This window comes from Mycobacterium sp. URHD0025, from assembly GCF_000426065.1.
Lineage (GTDB): Bacteria > Actinomycetota > Actinomycetes > Mycobacteriales > Mycobacteriaceae > Mycobacterium.
In genome coordinates, this window is the sequence record NZ_AUEQ01000010.1 from 70,658 (window position 1) to 90,289 (window position 19,632).

25 protein-coding genes and 1 tRNA gene are annotated in these 19,632 nt (G+C 67.2%); 16 read left to right on the forward strand and 10 right to left on the reverse strand.

Going from position 1 to position 19,632, the window contains the following annotated elements; translation table 11 throughout:
- Positions 1 to 79: 79 nt before the first annotated feature.
- Positions 80 to 2,869, reverse strand: a complete 2,790-nt coding sequence (aceE, locus tag H977_RS0115415; RefSeq protein ID WP_029108692.1) for a pyruvate dehydrogenase (acetyl-transferring), homodimeric type — start codon at positions 2,867 to 2,869, stop codon at positions 80 to 82.
- 145 nt (positions 2,870 to 3,014) lie between these two features.
- Here aceE and H977_RS0115420 point away from each other — a divergent pair, with 145 nt between their 5' ends.
- The 6 genes from H977_RS0115420 to H977_RS33290 all read left to right on the forward strand — a co-directional run bounded on the left by H977_RS0115420 (position 3,015) and on the right by H977_RS33290 (position 5,840).
- The gene (locus H977_RS0115420; protein WP_231395969.1) at positions 3,015 to 3,587 is read left to right on the forward strand and encodes an Rv2240c family protein; all 573 of its coding nucleotides are present in this window, start codon (positions 3,015 to 3,017) and stop codon (positions 3,585 to 3,587) included.
- Between the two features lie 144 nt (positions 3,588 to 3,731).
- Positions 3,732 to 4,169: a DUF3052 domain-containing protein gene (locus tag H977_RS0115425; protein WP_029108694.1), complete on the forward strand. Its 438-nt coding sequence runs from the start codon at positions 3,732 to 3,734 to the stop codon at positions 4,167 to 4,169.
- Positions 4,169 to 4,630: a peroxiredoxin gene (locus tag H977_RS0115430; RefSeq protein WP_029108695.1), complete on the forward strand. Its 462-nt coding sequence runs from the start codon at positions 4,169 to 4,171 to the stop codon at positions 4,628 to 4,630. Before H977_RS0115425 ends, H977_RS0115430 begins: the two co-directional genes overlap by 1 nt.
- A gap of 42 nt (positions 4,631 to 4,672) precedes the next feature.
- A tRNA-Val gene (locus tag H977_RS0115435) sits at positions 4,673 to 4,747 on the forward strand.
- Between the two features lie 161 nt (positions 4,748 to 4,908).
- Positions 4,909 to 5,472 (forward strand): Panacea domain-containing protein, encoded by a 564-nt coding sequence (locus H977_RS0115440; RefSeq protein WP_029108696.1) that lies wholly within the window; start codon positions 4,909 to 4,911, stop codon positions 5,470 to 5,472.
- A 14-nt stretch (positions 5,473 to 5,486) separates the two neighbouring features.
- Positions 5,487 to 5,840: a type II toxin-antitoxin system death-on-curing family toxin gene (locus tag H977_RS33290; protein WP_286162643.1), complete on the forward strand. Its 354-nt coding sequence runs from the start codon at positions 5,487 to 5,489 to the stop codon at positions 5,838 to 5,840.
- 1 nt (position 5,841) lies between these two features.
- Here the strand turns inward: H977_RS33290 and H977_RS0115450 are convergent, their stop codons facing one another.
- Positions 5,842 to 7,227 (reverse strand): site-specific integrase, encoded by a 1,386-nt coding sequence (locus H977_RS0115450; protein ID WP_029108697.1) that lies wholly within the window; start codon positions 7,225 to 7,227, stop codon positions 5,842 to 5,844.
- Entirely contained in the window at positions 7,224 to 7,796 is a 573-nt protein-coding gene (locus H977_RS33295) for a hypothetical protein (protein WP_155946666.1), read from the reverse strand. The genes H977_RS0115450 and H977_RS33295 overlap by 4 nt, the downstream gene beginning before the upstream one ends.
- 69 nt (positions 7,797 to 7,865) lie before the next feature.
- On the opposite strand from H977_RS33295, the gene H977_RS0115460 reads away from it, so the two are divergent.
- The 5 genes from H977_RS0115460 (at position 7,866) to H977_RS33300 (ending at position 9,326) form a co-directional block, all read left to right on the forward strand.
- Positions 7,866 to 8,108 (forward strand): helix-turn-helix domain-containing protein, encoded by a 243-nt coding sequence (locus H977_RS0115460; RefSeq protein WP_029108698.1) that lies wholly within the window; start codon positions 7,866 to 7,868, stop codon positions 8,106 to 8,108.
- Positions 8,105 to 8,254, forward strand: a complete 150-nt coding sequence (locus H977_RS35335; protein ID WP_155946667.1) for a hypothetical protein — start codon at positions 8,105 to 8,107, stop codon at positions 8,252 to 8,254. The genes H977_RS0115460 and H977_RS35335 overlap by 4 nt, the downstream gene beginning before the upstream one ends.
- Positions 8,251 to 8,466, forward strand: coding sequence for a hypothetical protein (locus H977_RS0115470; protein ID WP_029108699.1), 216 nt, complete (start codon positions 8,251 to 8,253; stop codon positions 8,464 to 8,466). Before H977_RS35335 ends, H977_RS0115470 begins: the two co-directional genes overlap by 4 nt.
- Positions 8,467 to 8,664: 198 nt before the next feature.
- The gene (locus H977_RS0115475) at positions 8,665 to 8,991 is read left to right on the forward strand and encodes a hypothetical protein (RefSeq protein WP_502691173.1); all 327 of its coding nucleotides are present in this window, start codon (positions 8,665 to 8,667) and stop codon (positions 8,989 to 8,991) included.
- A complete protein-coding gene (locus H977_RS33300; RefSeq protein WP_051288884.1) occupies positions 8,991 to 9,326 on the forward strand; it encodes a hypothetical protein in 336 nt (111 codons plus the stop codon). Before H977_RS0115475 ends, H977_RS33300 begins: the two co-directional genes overlap by 1 nt.
- A gap of 7 nt (positions 9,327 to 9,333) precedes the next feature.
- Here H977_RS33300 and H977_RS0115485 read toward each other — a convergent pair whose 3' ends face one another.
- From H977_RS0115485 to H977_RS0115495, 3 genes are all read right to left on the reverse strand, one after another.
- Positions 9,334 to 10,509: a hypothetical protein gene (locus H977_RS0115485; protein ID WP_029108701.1), complete on the reverse strand. Its 1,176-nt coding sequence runs from the start codon at positions 10,507 to 10,509 to the stop codon at positions 9,334 to 9,336.
- Between the two features lie 283 nt (positions 10,510 to 10,792).
- Complete coding sequence (locus H977_RS0115490) at positions 10,793 to 11,296, reverse strand: hypothetical protein (protein ID WP_029108702.1); 504 nt, start codon at positions 11,294 to 11,296, stop codon at positions 10,793 to 10,795.
- A 63-nt stretch (positions 11,297 to 11,359) separates the two neighbouring features.
- The gene (locus H977_RS0115495; protein WP_029108703.1) at positions 11,360 to 11,752 is read right to left on the reverse strand and encodes a VOC family protein; all 393 of its coding nucleotides are present in this window, start codon (positions 11,750 to 11,752) and stop codon (positions 11,360 to 11,362) included.
- 148 nt (positions 11,753 to 11,900) lie between these two features.
- On the opposite strand from H977_RS0115495, the gene H977_RS0115500 reads away from it, so the two are divergent.
- Complete coding sequence (locus H977_RS0115500; protein ID WP_231395970.1) at positions 11,901 to 12,884, forward strand: cobalamin biosynthesis protein; 984 nt, start codon at positions 11,901 to 11,903, stop codon at positions 12,882 to 12,884.
- Here H977_RS0115500 and H977_RS0115505 read toward each other — a convergent pair.
- The 3 genes from H977_RS0115505 to H977_RS0115515 are packed head-to-tail and all read right to left on the reverse strand — an operon-like array spanning position 12,838 to position 14,858.
- Positions 12,838 to 13,668 (reverse strand): SURF1 family cytochrome oxidase biogenesis protein, encoded by an 831-nt coding sequence (locus tag H977_RS0115505; RefSeq protein WP_029108705.1) that lies wholly within the window; start codon positions 13,666 to 13,668, stop codon positions 12,838 to 12,840. The two genes, H977_RS0115500 and H977_RS0115505, sit on opposite strands and share 47 nt — an antisense overlap.
- Positions 13,669 to 13,672: 4 nt before the next feature.
- The gene (locus tag H977_RS0115510) at positions 13,673 to 14,224 is read right to left on the reverse strand and encodes a low molecular weight protein-tyrosine-phosphatase (RefSeq protein ID WP_081681741.1); all 552 of its coding nucleotides are present in this window, start codon (positions 14,222 to 14,224) and stop codon (positions 13,673 to 13,675) included.
- Positions 14,181 to 14,858: an HAD-IA family hydrolase gene (locus H977_RS0115515; RefSeq protein ID WP_029108707.1), complete on the reverse strand. Its 678-nt coding sequence runs from the start codon at positions 14,856 to 14,858 to the stop codon at positions 14,181 to 14,183. Before H977_RS0115515 ends, H977_RS0115510 begins: the two co-directional genes overlap by 44 nt.
- 74 nt (positions 14,859 to 14,932) lie before the next feature.
- Between H977_RS0115515 and cobC the strand changes: the two genes are divergently transcribed.
- The 4 genes from cobC to H977_RS0115535 are packed head-to-tail and all read left to right on the forward strand — an operon-like array spanning position 14,933 to position 19,002.
- Positions 14,933 to 15,967, forward strand: a complete 1,035-nt coding sequence (cobC, locus tag H977_RS0115520) for an Rv2231c family histidinol phosphate aminotransferase CobC (RefSeq protein ID WP_029108708.1) — start codon at positions 14,933 to 14,935, stop codon at positions 15,965 to 15,967.
- A complete protein-coding gene (locus H977_RS0115525; protein WP_051288885.1) occupies positions 15,964 to 17,112 on the forward strand; it encodes a Nif3-like dinuclear metal center hexameric protein in 1,149 nt (382 codons plus the stop codon). Before cobC ends, H977_RS0115525 begins: the two co-directional genes overlap by 4 nt.
- 55 nt (positions 17,113 to 17,167) lie before the next feature.
- Positions 17,168 to 17,896 (forward strand): zinc ribbon domain-containing protein, encoded by a 729-nt coding sequence (locus H977_RS0115530; protein ID WP_029108710.1) that lies wholly within the window; start codon positions 17,168 to 17,170, stop codon positions 17,894 to 17,896.
- The gene (locus H977_RS0115535) at positions 17,893 to 19,002 is read left to right on the forward strand and encodes a bifunctional RNase H/acid phosphatase (protein ID WP_029108711.1); all 1,110 of its coding nucleotides are present in this window, start codon (positions 17,893 to 17,895) and stop codon (positions 19,000 to 19,002) included. The genes H977_RS0115530 and H977_RS0115535 overlap by 4 nt, the downstream gene beginning before the upstream one ends.
- 1 nt (position 19,003) lies before the next feature.
- Here H977_RS0115535 and H977_RS0115540 read toward each other — a convergent pair whose 3' ends face one another.
- Complete coding sequence (locus H977_RS0115540; RefSeq protein ID WP_029108712.1) at positions 19,004 to 19,585, reverse strand: helix-turn-helix domain-containing protein; 582 nt, start codon at positions 19,583 to 19,585, stop codon at positions 19,004 to 19,006.
- Positions 19,586 to 19,632 lie beyond the last annotated feature (47 nt).

The window sequence follows — 19,632 nt, forward strand, 5'->3', positions numbered from 1 at the left end:
TTCTGGTGGAATCCTCCAACAGCCCTACTCAGACGGGCGGTCGTTCTCTTATGGAACGACCGCCCGCCCGAGAACTCGCCTAGGCGCTTCCGGTGTCGACGTAGGACACCGCGGCGGCGAACACGTCGTCGATCTTGTACTGCTTGGCCGCCGCGATGGCCACCGAGGGATCGATCTCGCCGTCCCGGGCCAGCCCCTCCAGCGCTGCCACCACAACCGACTCGGCGTCGGTGTTGAAGTAGCGCCGAGCGGCCGGCCGGGTGTCGGAGAATCCGAAGCCGTCGGTGCCGAGCGTGATGTAGGTACCGGGGACCCAGGGCCGGATCTGCTCGGGCACTGCCCGCATCCAGTCCGACACCGCCACCACCGGACCGGCCGCGTCGGCCAGCGCGCTGGTCACATGCGGCGTGCGGGCCGGCTGATCGGGATGCCGGAGACGGTGCCGCTCGATCTCCACACCCTCGCGGTTGAGCTCGCCCCAGCTGGTCACCGACCACACGTCGGCCGCCACGTCCCAGTGTTCGGCCAGCATGTCGGCAGCCCGGAGCGCCTCGGGCATCGATACTCCCGACGCCAGGATCTGCGCGGTATTCGTACGTTTCTCCGCTGCCCGCCGGTAGCGGTACATGCCCCGCAACAGGGCTTCGGTGTCCAGATCGGACGGCTCGGCGGGCTGAACGTAGGGCTCGTTGTAGATGGTGATGTAGAAGAACACGTTCTCGGGGTGCTCGCCGTACATCCGTTGCAGACCGCTCTGGATGATGTGGGCGATCTCGTAGGCGAACGCCGGGTCGTAGGTCACCGCGGCCGGGTTGGTCGACGCCAGCAGCAGCGAATGTCCGTCGGCGTGCTGCAGGCCCTCACCGGTCAGGGTGGTGCGTCCGGCCGTCGCCCCGAGCACGAATCCCTTGGCCATCTGATCGGCCGCCGCCCACAGCCCGTCACCGGTGCGCTGGAACCCGAACATCGAATAGAAGATGTAGATCGGGATCATGGGCTCGTTGTGGGTCGAGTACGAGGTGCCCACCGCGGTGAACGACGATGTCGACCCCGCCTCGTTGATGCCCTCGTGCAGGATCTGGCCGACCTCGGACTCCTTGTACGCCAGCATCAATGCCGAGTCGACCGAGGTGTACAGCTGCCCGTTGCGGTTGTAGATCTTCAGGCTCGGGAACCACGAGTCCATGCCGAAGGTACGGGCCTCGTCGGGGATGATCGGCACCAGCCGCGGGCCGATGTTCTTGTCCCGCAACAGTTCCTTGAACGTGCGCACCGTCGCCATGGTGGTGGCCACGGCCTGGTTGCCCGAGCCCTTCTTCAAGGCGGAGTACGCATCGGATGCCGGCAGCGCCAAGGGCGTGGACTTGTTGCGCCGTGCCGGGACGAATCCGCCCAGCGCGCGGCGACGGTCCAGCAGGTACCGGATCTCGGGTGCCTCGGGCCCGGGGTGGTAGTACGGCGGCAGGTAGGGATCCTGCTCGAGCTGCTCATCGCTGATGGGCACGCGGGTGACGTCGCGGAAATCCTTGAGGTCTTGCAGCGCAAGCTTTTTCATCTGATGCGTGGCGTTGCGGCCCTCGAAGTGGCTGCCCAGCGTGTAGCCCTTGATGGTCTTGGCCAGGATGATCGTCGGCTGGCCCTTGTGCTCCATCGCGGCGCGGTAGGCGGCATACACCTTGCGGTAGTCGTGACCGCCGCGCTTGAGATTCCAGATCTCCTGGTCGGTCATCGGCTCGACCAGGGCCTTGGTACGCGGGTCGCGGCCGAAGAAATGATCGCGCACGTAGGCGCCGTCGTTGGCCTTGTAGGTCTGGTAATCCCCGTCGGGCGTGGTGTTCATCAGGTTGACCAGCGCACCGTCGCGATCAGCGTGCAGCAGGGCGTCCCACTCGCGGCCCCAGACCACCTTGATGACGTTCCAGCCCGCGCCGCGGAAGAACGACTCCAGCTCCTGGATGATCTTGCCGTTGCCGCGCACCGGGCCGTCCAGGCGCTGCAAGTTGCAGTTGACGACGAAGGTCAGGTTGTCGAGCGCCTCGTTGGCGGCCACCTGGATCAGGCCGCGGCTCTCCGGCTCGTCCATCTCGCCGTCGCCGAGGAACGCCCACACGTGCTGATCGGAGGTGTCCTTGATGCCGCGGTCGTGCAGGTAGTGGTTGAACCGGGCCTGGTAGATCGCGTTCATCGGGCCCAGGCCCATCGACACAGTGGGGAATTCCCAGAAGTCGGGCATCAGCCGCGGGTGCGGATAGGACGGCAGACCGCCACCGGCATGGCTGTGCTCCTGGCGGAAACCATCCAGTTGGTCGGTCGTCAGCCGGCCCTCGAGGAACGCGCGCGCATAGATGCCGGGGGAGGCGTGGCCCTGGATGAAAACCTGGTCACCGCCACCGGGGTGGGATTTGCCCCGGAAGAAGTGGTTGAACCCGACCTCATACAGCGACGCCGAGGATGCGTACGTCGAAATGTGGCCGCCCACACCGACTCCCGGGCGCTGAGCGCGGTGCACCATGATGGCCGCGTTCCACCGGATCCAGGCGCGGAAGCGTCGCTCGACGTCCTCGTCGCCGGGGAACCAGGGCTCCAGTTCGGTGGGAATCGTGTTGACGTAATCGGTCGACGTCAGCGCGGGGATGGCGACCCGCTTCTCGCGTGAGCGTTCCAGCAGTCGCAACATCAGGTACCGGGCCCGTGCCGGGCCGGATCGCTCCAGCAACTCGTCGAACGACTCCAGCCATTCCGCGGTCTCGTCGGTGTCGATATCGGGAAGGTAGGAGGCAACTCCCTCGCGAATCACCCGAACCCGGTCGGGTTCGGCTGCGGTAGAGGAGTTTTGGGCCAGATCCTGGCGCACGAACTCGGTGGTCAACTTCCGCTCCTTGTTAGGCGGTTACTACTGACAGTGCTTGTGGCACCTTCTATCGTCCACCTATCTTGCCGCCTCCGTGCCGCTGGGGGTGGCGCTGCGCAAGTTACCCATCGGTTGCTTTCCGAACCGGTAACGTCTGCAGATCGTGCCGGTTGATGGGCAGTTTGGGGCAAAGGCGCGGATCGCCGCGCGCGCATTCGGTGGCGCCGCGGTGATCGCGATGGTCGTGGTGGGCTGTACCTCCGTTACCGGCGGTAACGCACAGGTCGATTCCGCGGTGGCTCCCGAGTATCGGGCGTCGGTGAAGGCCTCGATCGAGGAATCCTCGGCCAGCTCGGTGACCCGCGAATCCGAACGTCAGGCCTCGTTGACCACGCGGGCGGTGCACACCGTGTGCGAGGACCTCAGCACCTCGGCCGTCGACGCGGTCAACGCGGTCAACGGCTACGTCGAAGCGGTGAACAACGGCGGTGACACCGCGGCCAAGGCCGGTCCCGCGATCGACGGATTGAACCGCAGCGCCGATCTGGTCAGTTCGGGTCTGTCCGACGCGCTGTCACCGGATCTGCGCGACGCGCTGACCGAGTGGATCGACTCGGCGAGGGCTCTCGTCGCCGCCATTTCCGACCACGTCGGCCCAGATGAGTTCAATGCGGCGTCCAACCGATCGAACACCGCCCGAGAGAATGCGCTGACCCGATGCGACAAGGCTTACTGACCGGTGGGGCGACAAAGTGGCCCGCCGGGCACCCGCGGTGGTGCGCCGTCGTGCGACGATAGGTCGCAACACGCAACATGCGCAGATGAACGAGCAACCGACAAGTCTTGAGAGAGGCTCGAAGAAAGGTAAGGAGGACCGACGGTGGTCGCGGCGGCGGGTACGGACTCAGGCCCGAACTACGCCCAAATACTGGGCATCCACAAGGATCAGGTAGTCCAGGAACTGGGGTGGGACGAGGATAGCGACGACGACATCCGGGCCGACATCGAGGAAGCGTGCGGCTCCGAGCTGCTCGATGAGGATTCGGACGAAGTCGTCGACGTCGTAATGCTCTGGTGGAGGGACGACGACGGGGATCTCGTCGACCGGCTCATGGACGCCATCACTCCGCTCGCCGAGGACGGCGTGATCTGGGTGGTTACTCCCAAGACCGGCAAGGCCGGGCATGTGCAGCCCGCCGAGATCGCCGAATCGGCGCCGACGGCCGGTCTGATGCAGACCTCGTCGGCCAAATTGGGGGACTGGACGGCGAGCCGGCTGGTGCAGCCGAAATCGAAGGCAGCAGGCAAGCGGCAATAATGCTGGCTGTGGGAGCCCCGGCGCCCGATTTCACGCTCCGGGACCAGAACGGCAGGCCGGTCACACTCAGCTCCTACCGCGGTGTCAAAGACGTGCTGCTGGTCTTCTTTCCGCTGGCGTTCACCGGCGTGTGCGAAGGCGAACTGGGGGAGATTCGCGACAAGCTGCCGCTGTACGAGAACGACGACACGGCAACGCTGGCCATCTCGGTCGGCCCGACCCCGACGCACAAGATCTGGTCCGTCGAAAGCGGATTCACGTTCCCGGTGCTGTCGGATTTCTGGCCGCACGGCGCGGTCACCCAGGCCTACGGCGTGTTCAACGACGAGGCCGGTTACCCGAATCGTGGCACGTTCGTGGTCGACCGGGCGGGCGCCATCCGCTTCGCGGAGATGATGGACCCGGGTCAGCCACGGGATCAGGCGGTGTGGCGGGAAGCATTGACGGCATTGCAGGCTTGAATTTCCGGTCACGCCGTCTCGGCGTGTACCGTGCCTGCGACGGGGCGCGTAGCTCAGTGGTAGAGCTCTGGTTTTACACACCAGCGGTCGGCGGTTCGATACCGTCCGCGCCCACCAAGAAAGTCCCAGGTAGAACCCGGTTTTGAGTCTGGGTCACAGTCCAATCGAACCCCCGGTGGGCCAATAATGGGCCAACGCACTGAGCCCGCACCCATAGGTTTGTGGGTAGGGATAGTTACACTTGTGGTATTGCCAATGCAGCGAGGGAGGTGATGGAGATGGCGACGGCCATTGATGTAGGTCAGTACGTGTACCAGCGGAAGGGCTGGGTCAACGCGTGGTGTCTCCAGAAGCTCGTCTACTTCGCGCATGCTTGGAGCCTCGCGTGGGATGGTCAGGGACTGTTCGATTCTGAGCTTGAGGCATGGCCCGATGGTCCGGTTGAACGCGAACTGTATGCGGTAAACAAGTATTACCGCGACGGCGGTTACTTCTCTACGGACCTGTTTGGTGCTGACGTTTCACGCCTCACACCCCGCCAAATGGCAGTAATCGACGCGGTGATTGCTCACTACGGCGATTGGTCGAAAGACGAATTGGTCGAGGCAAGCCACACACCCGTTTGGCAGGCCGCCCGTGGGGATGCGGGTCGACACGCGCAGGGCGGGGTGCTGGCCACACGTGACATTCGGCGTTGGCACACGCGTGCGGCATTGACAGGTGCTGACGCGCCCGAGCCTCCGTCCGACTACGTCGGGGGACTGTCTGATGTATCGAACGAACTCGTTGACGCGCAGATCGCTAGATGGCGCGGCGCGCTCGACTTGCTCGCTGAGCGTTGACATTCTGTATTCCGGTGGAGGCTGCGATCCTGATAAATCGCAGCCTCCCCGACACATCGCACGCAGTTACTAACCGTGGGCAATTGGAATCAGCGCTGGCGCGGCCGATGCATACGTTCGGTGGCCAGCTGTTGTATCCCACGCTCATCGAACGGGCAGCTGCGTTGCTGCATGGAGTGGCAACGGCCCACGCATTTTTCGATGGGAACAAGCGGACGGCGTGGCTGAGCACAGCCACTTACCTAGACCGCGAAGGTTCTCCGCTGCAAGGTATTCCGGACCTTGAGGTCGCTGACTTTGTGGTCGATGTGGTGGTAGGCAACATCGATCAGGGTAATGCGGCGCTTTGGTTGCTTGACCGAACTTAGATCAGTTATCGTTCGCGCTCGCGCGTGACCGGCCCAGCAGCGCATCGCCCGCCGACGCCAGCGCGTCGTCGTAGACGTGGCCGTACACCCGCAGCGTGATGGCCGGATCGTGGCCCAACCACTTGGCCGTGGCCGATGGTGTGGTGCCGCCGTCGAGCAGCATCGTGGCGGCGGTGTGCCGCACGTCGTGCAGCCGGATCACCGGTACCCCCGCAGCCACGCAGTGGGCGGCGAATGCCTTTGAGTACGTCTCGGGCCGGATGGGGGAGCCGTCCGCGTTGACGGCCACCAGACCGGTATCGGGCCAGCCGCCACCGAGTGCCAGGTGCTCCTCGGCCTGCCGGGTCTTGAAGGCCCGCAGCGCCGCCAGCACATCGCTGGGCATCGGCAGTGTCCGCGCCGAACGTGTCGACTTCGGCGCACCGGTCACCGTGCCACCGCCGACAACTACCCGCCCCTGAGCAATGGTGATAGTCCCGGCGTCGTGGTCCACGTCCTCCCACCGCAGGCCCAGCACCTCCGACCGGCGCAGCCCGGCGAGCGTCAGAAGCCAGCACGCGGCCAGCCGGTCGTCGGCCACATGCGCGCGGAACGCCGCCGCCTGTTCTGGTGTCCACGTGGCCATCTCGGCGGCAGTCACCTTGGGCCGCTTGACCAGACGGGCGACGTTGCAGGCGACGAGCCCCTGGGCCATGGCGTCGTCCAATGCGGACGACAACACCACCAGCATCGTCACCACCGTGCGGGCGCTGACGCCACCGGCCACCTGTGGCCGTGCGGGATCGGCAGGCCGGGCGGCGGCGTACCGCCCACGCGCGGGCCGGATCACCTCACCCGATGCCACCAGGCGGGCGAGGGCCTTCTCGCCAGCGTTGCCGAATTCGGCGTACATGTCGCTGTAGCTGGCACCGTCGGGGCGCGCCCGCAGCCACGCCAGCACCTCGGCGCTGCGCCGCCCGCGCTTGTCCCGTTGGGCCACAGGCTGGCCCGCCATACGCAGCGTCACCAGGGCATCCAGGTCGGCGGTACGCAGCTGCTGCAAAGGGATCGAGCCCAGGTGCTCGATCACCGGTTTCAGCGCGAAGCGGTACCCGGCCAGCGTCACGGGCCGTACGTCGCGGCGGGAGTCCAGCCATCCGGCCAGGAACGCGCTCGTGGTGGTCTTGTCGCGCCGAACGAACGTGCCCGCCGCTACCTCGGTGGTGATGCGGCGCAGCTCCTTACGCGCCTCGGCCAGGGTGGGGTAGGTGAACCGTTGGCGTTCGCGGCTGCCATCGGGACGGATGTCGACATCGACGCGGAAGCGGTAGCTGACCGCGCCGTTCTTGGCGACGTTCTTGGTGATCGGCTCTGCCCGGCGGGTGCGCGCGGGCTGCTCGTTATTCATGACGGGTTGGCCTTCTTTGTGTTGGTGCTCCAGGCGCGAGGCAGGAAACCGAGTTCCTTGGCCTTGGCGATCCAGCGGTCCAGGGTGGGCAGAGACACCCCGAAGTAGTCGGCCACGTGTTCCCGTGGCGGCATCCCGATTTCGCGCGTGCCTTCGAGCAGTGCCGCGACCTGGCGGTAGTGCTCTGGTCCGAGATTGCGGCGGCGCTTGCCTGGTTCCAGGTCGGGCCGGGCCTGGCCGGTCGGGTCGAACAGGTCACCGGCATTGGCTACACCGTGCTCGGTCATCGAGATGAACTGTGCCGCCGCCTTGGCCAGCCGCCGAACCGGTATCTGGCGCACGGCAGCAGGGTCGATGTCGCCGCCGTCGTCGGTGGTTACCATCCGCAGCTCCACCAGGCGCGGCGTTCCACCGGTGCGTTCGATACGCACCTGATAGCTGAAAGCGTGCCCGTACAAAGGGATTTCGATCAGGCCGTCATCGCTGCCGGGCTTACCGCTCACGCGCCGAATGTCACCGGCGAGCACGTCGCCCACGATGGGCGTAAAAGCAGGGTTATCAGAAGTCACGCAAACATGATAACGCTAATGATAGCTAATCGCCTAGACTTTTATCACTACTTGAGCCACGCTAGGCACATGAGCAAGTTAGCTGACACCACACACAACAATCTGACACTGGAGAGCCTGCGCCAGGGGCCGCCGACCGTGAGCATCGACACGGCTGCCGAATACCTTGGTGTGTCGCGCGGTTTCGCGTACACGATGGCAAGGCAGGGGAATCTGCCGGTTATCCGGCTGAGCAACACGCGGATGCGCGTGCCCACGGTGAAGTTGCTGCGGATGCTTGAGGGCGATGACATCGCTGGGGGTGCCGAGTGAGCACGCCGACTGCCGACGCCGTGGCCGTCGATCCCGATTGGGTTGCCGCCCAGGTGGCCAAGTTCGATGCTGACGCGCTGAGGCGTGCGGGGGAGCTGCTGCTGGCCCTGGCGAGCAGCGCCGACGCCAAGGCAGGTACGGCGTGAGCTTGTACGACTACCGCGCGTCCCAGCCGATCAGCGCTATCGACACGCCGTTCTACGCGCTGCTCATGGCGGCAATTCGCAAGGCCGACAGCCAGAACGCCGCGCGGCTGCGCATGGCTTTTCCGCACATCCATGCGGAGTTTCAGGCCCGCTACAACGCGCCGGGCGGCGTGCTGCCCGATGACCCCGAGGCCGGGGGCGGTGCGGCGTGAGGCACCCAAACCCGACCGACTTCGTGGAGCGGTAATGACCACGTAACTCCCTGGGGTGCAAGAGAATACCTACCGATGTCGGATAACTCAGTTCTGCACGGTCGTGTGCTCTAGTTGCTCATACCGAGAGGAGGTCGCCATGGCCGACACCACCACCGGCAATGACCGGCTCATCTCACTGCGCACGGCCCGGTGCGGGTGACTGGCTGGCCACCCAAGGGCACCGACCGGGGCAAGGGCGATGCGGTAGCACGGGCCACCGGACTGCTGGCGGCGCTCGAGACCGGCCGCGCTCGGGTGGCTGGCTACCTCCCCGACTTCGAGGCCCAGGCGTGCGCCTGGGAGGCCGGGCAGCACCAGCCCGACCGGGTGGCTGCGGCGGTGGTTGCGTATGACGTTCTGGCGCACAGCGCCGGGGCCGAAATCCACTTCGCGACACCGCTGGACGCCGCCCGCCGTGCCCGCGAAGGCAAGCTTGGCCCGCCGCCTGCCTGGCTGACCCGGCGCGTGGGTGGTGGCGCGTGATGACCGCCGCCGATACCTGCCACAGCCCCAACGGTTCCGGTGGCCGGTTGGCCCAGTTGGGCCGCGCGAAGTTGTGTACCGACATGACGACACCTGCCGCGCCCGAACAGCTGGTCGGCTGCCAATGTGCGCGGTGCGCCCCACCGTGCTGGACGGCTGCCGAGGCCGAGGCCGCTGTCCGGCACCTGAGCAACCGTCAGGCCGTGGACTACGCACTGGAGCGGGTAGCGGTGTCGTCGTTCACCAGCTGTGACGACTGCGGCGCATGGGTACCGACGCTGATCCGCGTCGAGACCACCAGCGGCGTCGTGGTGCCGTTGCCGGTGGGCGGCTGACCGGCGCTCATCCGCGCTGGAAGCCGCGCGGTGTGATCGGCAGGTAGGACAGCGCGCCAGTCGAGTGAAGCTGGCGGTCCCGCTCACGGGCAGGCAGGGCGACAGGCCGCAGTTCGACGGCTGCTGCTGCTGCCGCTGACATCGACCATTCCCGAGGGATGTCGTACCCGACAATCCGATGTGCGGTGCCGCCCACGGTGCCGTCAGGTTCCAACTTGATCAGCTCATGGACCTCGCGCTTGAGGTGGTTCGCCGCGTCCATGGTGGTGGCGTACACCGCCATCTCGACAGCGGCCTTGCTGACGTAGTTGATGGTCCCGCTCGCGCCGAGGTAGCGGCGACGGGCGACGTCCCACAACGAGTCGAGCGCCCTGGTGATCAGCACCGAAACCGACACCTCCCGTCCAGGATTGGAGTCCTCCATGGTGAGCCACCATTGCGGCTCGGTCTTGGGCGCGTTCGGGTAGGCCGACTTGTGAAGGTAGACGTGGGTCGGGCCTTCGTGCATGGTGACGGGCTCACCGTTCATCGGCTGCCAGGTAACTTTCGCGCCGTCGTCGCCAACCGCGACCGCACTCACGCCGTGTTTCACGGCGTTGTAGAGAAAAGCATCACCGAGTACTCGGTGGGCGGCGTCGACCAGCAGCATCTCCAGGCCGTCAACGGCGTCCTCGAACTCGTCATTTGTGAGCTGAATGACCGAGTCCACTCGGCTGATGCCACCCAGGAACACGGTGGCGATGGCCTCCCGGTCGAACCCGTTTTTCAGCTTCGCCGCGACGTGCTCCTTGAACTCCGCGAAGGTCATCGAGGCTGACAGCCCGAGCCAGGGACACTCAGGGTGCTCGATGTGCGCGAGAAACATGCGAAGCAGCGTCTCGGAGGCGTGGTTGGCGATCATCACCGCCTCCATGCGGATGTACCGATCCCGTGCCGCCAACGAGGGGGGCACCATCGAACCGAAGTGCGCCGCTCCGATGAGTTTGTCAGCGGCGAAGACCGGGGCAAGCTGCTCGTCGGTTCCCGCCATCAGCGACAGCGACTCGATCCGCATCTTGATGAACTCAGCCGGGTCGGCGGTGTAGAGCACGGCATTCAACTCTGGGAACTGGGCGGGATTGAGCAGACGTCCCTTCGGATCGTTCTTCTCCCACGGCTTCGCTCCACCTCGGTACTTGCCCATGTGCCGCAGTCTAGGAAGGGCCTCGGACAAGCAGGGTGTCGTCGGGCCGTAGGTGCAGTCGAACGCCTGATCGAGTGAACCCCCCGCTGGGCCAAAAATGGGCCAACACACACAACAACGGGCCGACACGAGACGGCACGACAAATACGAAACATGATGTGCCGGAGGGAATCTCGTAAACGAGACGGCACAGCAAAACACCAGGTAAACAGTTCGACACACATTTACACACCAGCGGTCGGCGGTTCGATACCGTCCGCGCCCACCATCGAAATTCCCGGTCCTAGGACCACACCGCCTTCGCGCGCTTCAGCGCGAGCTCCTGGCCGCGCATGGCGGTGTCGCCCCAGCACGACGGGCTGTCCTCGGAGAACTTCATGTTGACGAATCCCGTGAGATCGGGCCGGATCACGTACTTGAACGGCACCGGGCCCGTCTTGTCCTGAATGCTGCCGGCCCGGCACTGCACCCCGGGGTTGACGCGCTCACCGACCCACGCACCCCTGTGTCGATCCGCGGCGGAATCCCACGCCAAGTCCAGCTGCCAGGCACCCTCAGGGGCCGGCGAGTCCACGCGCAAGCACTGTGGTCCGCAGTTCGACAGCATCCAGTCGTAGGGCTGGGATGCAGCGTGGCCTGAGGTCTCGGTGACGGTGTAGACGCCGGGGCGGGGCAGCGGCGGAGCCGGTGGCTCCGGGGCCCCCACAGGCGGGCCGGAAGCCCGAAGGCCGCCAAGGGCGAATCCGATTGCCAGCGAAACGGCAACCAGGACAATGGCGTCTTTCAAAAGGGGACCTCCGCGTCGGATCATATCCGCGGAATCGGGGGTGTCCTGCCGCACCACCCGAATTCAGTTCCCGGCGAAGAACTCCAGGGCGATGCCGTCGGGATCGCGGAAACTGAGCCCTGATCCGTAGGGGGCGTCGACGATGCCGCCGTGAGCGATGCCCAGGCCGTCGAGTTTGTCCACCCAGGTCTGGAGATCCGCACGCGACGCACAGCCGAACCCGACGTGGTCCAGCCCCACCCGGAACTCGCTGAAACGTTCATCGGGCGCCGGATCCCGGTGCTGATGGATGCCGAACAGGGTGCCGTTGTCCAACAGCCACACCAGGTGATGGAAGCCGGCGTCGGTGTCCTCGTCCAGCACCGGATCGGCGCCGAACAGCGTGCGGTACCACGGCCCGCTGACCGCCAGATCCCGGACCGTGACGGCCACGTGAGCCAGTGCTGGGAATGTCATCTTCGCCTCCTGATCAGACCACTCGATTGCCGAAGTGGTCACGGATCCGCATGTCCCACAGATACAGCTGGTAGCCGAACCGTCCCGGGCGTCGCGGTGCACCCAGCCTCATGACTGCGAGTAGATCACCTCATGAGACGCTGCCGGGGTGTTTGCGCGCAGAAGTCCGCGGGCGTGCCCGCCCATCTGGCACCGTCGGGCCGCCGGTGTCGCTGTCGGATTCCTGGCCGATCTGCTGCTGGGTGATCCGCGCCGCGGGCATCCGGTGGCTGGTTTCGGCACTGCCGCAGCGCGGTTGGAAAAGCTGACTTATGCCGACGATCGCGCTGCGGGCGTACTGCACACCGGGCTGCTGCTCGGCGGGCTGGCCGGGCTGGGCTGGGCCACGGGGCGCGGCGATCGGGTCTGGGTGACGGCCGCGGCCACCTATGTCGCCCTCGGCGGCACCTCCCTGAACCGGGTCGGGCACCGGATGGCGACGCTGCTCACCGACGGCGACGTGGCGGAGGCCCGGCGCCTGCTGCCCTCGCTGTGCGGGCGGGATCCGGCCGCACTGGACGCCTCCGGACTGACCCGGGCCACGGTGGAATCGCTGGCTGAGAACACCTCTGACGCCCAGGTGGCGCCACTGCTCTGGGCGGCGATCGGTGGGGTACCCGGCGTGCTCGTGTACCGGGGCGCCAACACGCTGGACGCCATGATCGGGCACCGCTCTCCGAGGTACAACCACTTCGGTTGGGCCGCCGCCAGATTCGACGATGTGCTGAACTACCTACCGGCCCGGCTGACCGGCGTGCTGGCAGTGCTGTGTGCCCCCGTGGTGGACGGTTCACCCCGAGCAGCGTTGCGCGCCTGGCGACGCGACGCCGCACGCCATCCCAGTCCGAACGCGGGGGTGGCCGAGGCGTCCTTCGCCGGAGCGCTCGGCGTGCGGCTGGGCGGCCCGACACAGTACGCACATCAGCTCGAGATCCGCCCGACGCTGGGCGACGGACGCATCCCCGAGGTGCCCGATGTGGCCAGGGCGGTGCGGCTCTCGCGCGCGGTGCAGGCTGCGGCGGCGGCAGTGGCGGTGCTGCTGGCGGTCAGCGGCGCTTGCCGTAGCGGTCGGCGATCTTCTCCTCGGTGGTGAGCTCGCGGGGCGGCTCGTCCGACTTGGCCTGGGCGGCGGCGCGTTCCCGGCGGCGTTGCTGCATCTCGGCGTAGATGAAGTAGCCCAGCCCGAGCGGGGCGACGATCCCAAACGCGATCCACTGGATGCCGTAGGACAGGAAGGGCCCGGCATCCAGATGCGGAAGCGGGATCTCGCCGAGGCCGCCGGGTTGGCCGCCCACCAGCTGCAGATACGACTTGGTCAACGGCACGCCGGTGAGCGAGGCGATCTGATCGGTGTTGATCGAATACACCTGTTGCGCACCGTCTTCGCCGCGGAACGGCGCCTTGCCGGCGATCAGTGCCTCCGCGTCACGCAGACGCGCGGTGACGGTGACGGGTGTGGTTGGTGCGGCCTCGAACTCGGGCACCTTGTTTCCGTCGACCGGGCGGATGTAGCCGCGATCGACCAGCACCACCGGACCGCCGTCGACGGCGAACGGGGTGAGCACCTCAAAGGCGGGTTCGCCGTCGACAACCCGCAGGCGGACCAGCACCTCGGACTTCGGCAGATAATGGCCGGTCGCGGTGACGCGCTGCCACTGGGCGTCGGGTGCAGCGGAATTTTGTTGCGGCAGAACGCTGGTGACCGGCACCGGATCGGCCTGCAACGAATGGCTGATCTGGTTGTTCTCCCGCGAGGTTTTGGTGTTCTTGCCCAACTGCCACGGCGCCAGCACCGTGAAACACAAATACGCGAACGCGACGACCACGACGAACAACGCCACCCACTGGGGCCGCAGCAGAAAGGTCAAACGCCGCATCGGATCAGGACTCCTCGAGGACTTTCCGATTCGCCAGCGCCGTATCGATCCAGGCGTGCAGCCCCGGCAGGGACGCCTCGATCACGGTGAAGACATCCTCGAAATCGGCCTTGGCGCCGTAGTAGGGGTCCTCCACATCCAGTGCGTGCGCGCCCGAGCGGGGATCGAACGACCGCAGCATCCGCAGCCGGTCGCCCGTCACACCCAGATCGGTCAGGATGCGCAGATGATTGCGGCCCAGCGCGACCACCAGGTCGGCGCCGAGATGGTCCTCGCCCACCTGGGCGGCGACATGGTCGCTGGGATAGCCGCGCTCTCGCAACACCCGGCAGGCCCGCTCGTCGGCGCCGCCACCGGCATGCCAGCCGCCGGTGCCGCCGCTGCTCACCCGGACCACATCGGCCAGCCCGCGCTCGCTGATCTGATGGGCGAACATCTTCTCGGCCATCGGGGAGCGGCAGATGTTGCCCGAGCAGACGAAGGTGACGTGCAGGACGGGCTCAGGGGTGACGTCAGACACCGAGCACCTCCCGCAGCCCGGCAACGCTCTCGACATGGGCGTGGGCGGCCACCGCGGTGGGTCCCGTGAAATCCGAGGCGCCGTAGCCCCAGCCGACCACCACGGTGTTGATGCCGTGTTCGGCCGCGCCCTCGACGTCGTGCATCCGGTCACCGACCATCAGGACCCGCGACGGCAGGGGTTGCAGTTGGGTCAGCGCGTGAGCGACCACGTCGGCCTTGGCCGCCCGGACGCCGTCGGGGCTGGCTCCGGCGATCACCTCGAAATAGCCGTCCAGACCGAAATGCTCGAGGATCCGTCGTGCCGTGGGCTCGGCCTTCGAGGTCGCGACCGCAAGCCGTACCCCGGCCGCCCGCAGATCGGCCAACAAGGCCTCGACGCCGTCGAACAGGCTGTTCACCGCCCAGCCGCGGCTCGTGTAATCGGCGCGGTAGGCCGCGATCGCGGCATCGGCGTCGAACCCGGCCTCGCCCAGACTCAACGCCTGCAACGTCTCGTGCATGGGTGGGCCGACGATGCGTCCGGCCAGATCACCGTCTGGGACTTCGGCGCCGACCTGGGCCAGCGCATGGCGGAAACTCGATACGATCCCGGCCGCCGAATCGGTCAGGGTGCCGTCGAGGTCGAACAGCACCAGCTGCGGTCGGGTGAGTTCCAGCGTGTCAGTCACGTGCCCATTCTCCCGTATGCCGCGCGCGGTCCTCCGGATGCCCAGTTGGGCGCCTCGACCACTAGGGTCGTGGGGTGCTTTGCCCACCCAACGGCGAGACCCGTGACGGGGCCCGCTACCACGGCGACCAGGCGGCATTGCCGGGCATGCTGGACTTCGCGGTTAACGTGCGTCCCGGTGGTCCACCGGCGTGGCTGACCGACCGGCTGGCTTCCCGGCTGCCCGAACTCGGCAGCTACCCCAGCCGGGCTGACCATCGCCGTGCGGTCGAGGCGGTCGCCGCACGTCACGGTCGCAGCGCTGACGAGGTGGCCCTGCTGGCCGGAGGAGCCGAGGGATTCGCCCTGCTGGCCGGATTGCGGCCCGACTCGGCCGCCCTGGTGGCCCCGTCGTTCACCGAACCCGAAGCGGTGCTGGCCGCGGCCGGAATACCGATCCACCACGTCGTGCTGCCGTTTCCCTTCACCCTCGTCGGGGCGGCAGTGCCCGACGAGGCGGACCTGGTGGTCGTCGGCAACCCGACCAATCCCACCGGCGTACTGCACCGCCACCAGGACATCCTGGCGCTGCGCCGCCCGGGCCGGCTGCTCGTGGTGGACGAGGCGTTCGCCGACGGCATCCCCGGAGAGGCCGAGACGCTGGCCGGCGAAGCACTGCCCGACGTGCTGGTACTGCGCAGCCTCACCAAGACCTGGGCGCTGGCCGGGCTGCGGGTCGGCTACGCCCTCGGCGCCCCCGACGTGCTGGCCCGGCTCACCGCGCCGCGCCCGCACTGGCCGCTGGGCACATTGCAATTGGAGGCCATCGCCGCGGCCAACAGCCCCGAAGCGGTGGCCGAGGCCGAGGCCGGTGCCCAGCGGCTCGCCGGACTGCGGGCCTCGATGGCGGCCGGGCTCGAGGAGCTCGGACTGGACGTGGTGGCCGGCGACGCGCCATTTGTGCTGTTCACGGTGCCCGACGCGGAGCTGATGCGAAAACATCTGGAAAGCAAAGGCATTGCGGTACGCCGTTGCGATACTTTCGTGGGCCTGCCGGAGAATTACCTGCGCGCCGCGGTGCGGCCGGAATGGCCCGCACTGATCGACGCCATGACGGAGGTACTGCGATGAGTGCGCGACCGGCCGAGGTGCCAGGGGCGGGCATCAGACTGGCCGATGTGATCGCCGCATTGGATGCGGCGTACCCGCCGCACCTGGCCCACGACTGGGACTCGGTGGGCCTGGTGTGCGGCGACCCCGGCGAACTGGTCGAATCGGTGACCATCGCCGTCGACGCGACCGCGGCCGTGATCGACGAGGTGCCCGAACGCGGTCTGCTGCTGGCCCACCACCCGCTGCTGCTGCGCGGCGTGGACACCGTCGCGGCCGACACCGCCAAGGGCGCCCTGATCCACCGGCTGATCCGCACCGGCCGGGCCCTGTTCACCGCACACACCAACGCCGATGCGGCCTCACCCGGCGTATCCGACGCGCTGGCCCAGGCGCTGGGCCTGACCGTTGACGGCGTGCTGTCGCCCGCGGCGCCGGGACCCGATCTGGACAAGTGGGTGGTGTTCGTACCGGCCTCAGATGCTGCCACGGTGCGCGAGGCATTGTTCGACGCCGGGGCCGGACGGATCGGTGACTATTCGCACTGCAGCTGGAGCGTGGCCGGAACCGGACAGTTCCTGCCGCACGACGGCGCCGCGCCGGCCATCGGCGAGGTGGGCACCGTCGAACAGGTGGCAGAAGATCGGGTCGAGGTGATCGCCCCCTCGCGGTTGCGCGCCACCATCTTGTCCGCTCTGCGCGCCGCGCATCCCTACGAGGAACCGGCTTTCGACATCTTCGCCCTGGCGCCGATCCCCGGAAATGTGGGGATCGGCCGGATCGGCGCGCTGGACCGACCGGTTCCGTTGTCCGAGTTCGCGTCTCGTGTGAGGGCCGCACTGCCGGCCACCTCGTGGGGGGTGCGGACCTCGGGGGATCCGGACGCCATGGTGTCGCGGGTCGCCGTGTGCGGGGGAGCCGGCGATTCACTGCTGGGCACCGTGGCCCGCGCCGACGTACAGGCATATGTCACATCGGATCTACGCCACCATCCGGCCGACGAACACCGCCGGGCCTCACCGGTCGCGCTTGTCGACGTGGCGCACTGGGCGAGCGAATTCCCGTGGTGCGCGCAGGCTGCCGAGGCGTTGCGCAGGCAGTTCGGTGACGCGCTTCCGGTGCGGGTGTCGTCGGTGCGTACCGATCCGTGGAACGTCGAGTGCTGACCGCACGAGAACTCATCAATGCAGGACAACAGAGTAGCTACATGAAAGTCAGGGCATGAAGGCCGAAGTAAGACAACAACGTTCGCTTCTCGCGCTGACCGAGGTCGATGCCGAACTCGGGCGCCTCGCACACCGTGCCAAGAACCTGGCGGAACAGAAGAAGATGGACGAGGCGCAGGCCGAGCACGCTGCGGCCAGCGACGGTGTCGGTGTTCTCGGTATCGCACTGGAGGACCTGGACGCCCAGGTGACCAAGCTCGAGAGCGAGATCGACTCGGTACGTCAACGTGAGGACCGCGACCGGGCGCTGATCGACGGCGGCACGGTGGGCGCCAAGCAGGTCGCCGAGATCCAGCACGAGCTGGAGACGTTGCAGCGCAGACAGGCCAGCCTGGAGGACTCCCTGCTGGAACTCATGGAACGGCGCGAGGAACTCTCGGCCCGGCAGGCCGAGGCGCTGCAGCGCATCGATGATCTGCAGGCCGCGTTGTCGATGGCGCAGCAGGCCCGCGACGCCGCGCTGGTCGAGATCGACCAGGCCCGGCATCACGCGACGACCCGCCGCGAAGGGCTGGTGAGCGTCATCGACCCCGAACTCGTCGATCTCTACGAAAAGCAGCGAGCCCGTGGCGGCCCAGGCGCCGGGTTGCTGCAGGGCCGGCGCTGCGGTGCCTGCCGGATCGAGATCGACCGCGGCGAGAGTGCGCGGATCGCCGCGGCCGCCGAGGACGACGTACTACGTTGCCCCGAATGCGGGGCGATCCTCTTGCGGATCAAACAATGAAGGTTCTCGTCGAGGCAGACGGTGGCTCCCGGGGCAACCCGGGACCGGCGGGCTACGGCGCCGTCGTCTTCGATGCCGAGCACACCGTAGAGCTGGCCGAGCGCAAGGAAGCGATCGGCCGGGCCACCAACAACGTCGCCGAATACCGCGGTCTGATCGCCGGTTTGGAGGCAGCCGCCGAATCGGGCGCCACCGAGGTGGCAGTGTCGATGGATTCCAAGCTCGTCATCGAACAGATGTCGGGCCGGTGGCGGGTGAAACATCCCGACCTGATCGAACTGCAGCGCCGGGCCGCCGAGCTGGCCGCGGGGTTCGAGCAGGTCAGCTACACGTGGATCCCGCGGGCCCGCAACAGCCATGCCGACCGGCTGGCCAACGAGGCCATGGACGCCGCGGCGGGCATCGTCAATGCGGTGCCTGTCGCCGAGCCGGCCGCCGAACCCGTCGCGGCCGAGAAGCCCACCTTGTCCGCACCCGGGTGGACCGGTGCCACCGGCGAGCCCACCCGGCTGCTGCTGCTGCGCCATGGACAGACCGAATTGTCCATCGCCCGACGCTATTCGGGCCGGGGCAACCCGGTGCTGACCGAGGAGGGCCGCAGGCAGGCCGACGCCGCCGCGCGGTATCTGGGAGCACGCGGGGACGTCGCCGCGGTGCTCACCTCTCCACTGGAGCGGGCGTACGAGACGGCGACGGCGGCGGCCAAGGCGCTCGGCGTCGACGTCCGCGTCGACGATGACCTGATCGAGACGGACTTCGGTGAATGGGAAGGACTGACGTTCGCCGAAGCCGCCCAACGTGATCCGGAACTTCACCGGCGCTGGTTGCGGGACACCAGCGTCGAGCCACCCGGTGGCGAGAGCTTCGACGCGGTGGCCCACCGGGTCCGGCGGGCACGCAACCGGATCATCGCCGACCACGGTGCGGCGACGGTTCTGGTGGTCTCGCACGTGACCCCGATCAAGACCATCCTGCGGCTGGCGCTCGATGCCGGAGAAGGCATCCTGTACCGGCTGCACCTGGACCTGGCATCGCTGTCGATCGCCGAGTTCTACGGCGACGGAGGATCTTCGGTGCGGTTGGTGAACCAAACGGCCTACCTGTAGGTCAGGCGTGCAGGTGTAACTGCTCGCCATGCGGGCCGAGGATGGTGATCGCCTCGACCGGTTTGTCGACGACCCCGAACCAGTGCGGTGTCCAGGTCGAGAACTCCACGGCTTCACCGGGATTGACCACGAAGTCCTGATCACCGAGGATCAGACGCAGTTGTCCGGACAGTACATACATCCAGTCGCGTCCCTCGTGCACGGGGAACTCGGACGGCGGCTTCCGGCGCTTGGCGCTGATGCGGATCTTGAAGGCGTGCAACCCCGCCGCCGGGCCCTGGCGAGTCAGCGGCCAGTACGTGATGTCGTGGTGGGTATGTGAGCTGCCGGTCACCCGAGGATCCTCGGCCTGCGGCGCACGCAACAACTCGTCGGTGGTCACCGACAGGGCGGTTGCCAATCGGGGCAGGTGATCGAGGGCAAGCCGGCGCTTGCCCGATTCGAGCCGGCTCAGTGTCGAGACGTCGATCTGTGCGCGGCGCGCCACGTCTTCGAGAGTGAGTCCACGTTCGGCCCGCAACTCGCGCAGCCGGCTCCGGACCAGGGCGTCGATGTCGCCGGACTCAGCGGCTTTTGCCTCCATGGCAAATCAGCTTGGCACTTTGCCATGTGATTGGGCAAGCTCGGAGG

Bases quoted from the DNA above. Each gene is read 5' to 3' on its own strand.
- H977_RS0115430 (WP_029108695.1), top strand. From the start codon at position 4,169: ATGCTGGCTGTGGGAGCCCCGGCGCCCGATTTCACGCTCCGGGACCAG.
- H977_RS0115440 (WP_029108696.1), top strand. From the start codon at position 4,909: ATGGCGACGGCCATTGATGTAGGTCAGTACGTGTACCAGCGGAAGGGC.
- H977_RS0115540 (WP_029108712.1), bottom strand. From the start codon at position 19,585: ATGGAGGCAAAAGCCGCTGAGTCCGGCGACATCGACGCCCTGGTCCGG.
- H977_RS0115460 (WP_029108698.1), top strand. From the start codon at position 7,866: ATGAGCAAGTTAGCTGACACCACACACAACAATCTGACACTGGAGAGC.
- H977_RS0115450 (WP_029108697.1), bottom strand. From the start codon at position 7,227: ATGAATAACGAGCAGCCCGCGCGCACCCGCCGGGCAGAGCCGATCACC.
- H977_RS0115505 (WP_029108705.1), bottom strand. From the start codon at position 13,668: ATGCGGCGTTTGACCTTTCTGCTGCGGCCCCAGTGGGTGGCGTTGTTC.
- H977_RS0115535 (WP_029108711.1), top strand. From the start codon at position 17,893: ATGAAGGTTCTCGTCGAGGCAGACGGTGGCTCCCGGGGCAACCCGGGA.
- H977_RS0115525 (WP_051288885.1), top strand. From the start codon at position 15,964: ATGAGTGCGCGACCGGCCGAGGTGCCAGGGGCGGGCATCAGACTGGCC.
- H977_RS0115510 (WP_081681741.1), bottom strand. From the start codon at position 14,224: ATGTCGAGAGCGTTGCCGGGCTGCGGGAGGTGCTCGGTGTCTGACGTC.
- H977_RS33300 (WP_051288884.1), top strand. From the start codon at position 8,991: ATGACCGCCGCCGATACCTGCCACAGCCCCAACGGTTCCGGTGGCCGG.
- H977_RS0115530 (WP_029108710.1), top strand. From the start codon at position 17,168: ATGAAGGCCGAAGTAAGACAACAACGTTCGCTTCTCGCGCTGACCGAG.
- H977_RS0115495 (WP_029108703.1), bottom strand. From the start codon at position 11,752: ATGACATTCCCAGCACTGGCTCACGTGGCCGTCACGGTCCGGGATCTG.
- H977_RS0115485 (WP_029108701.1), bottom strand. From the start codon at position 10,509: ATGGGCAAGTACCGAGGTGGAGCGAAGCCGTGGGAGAAGAACGATCCG.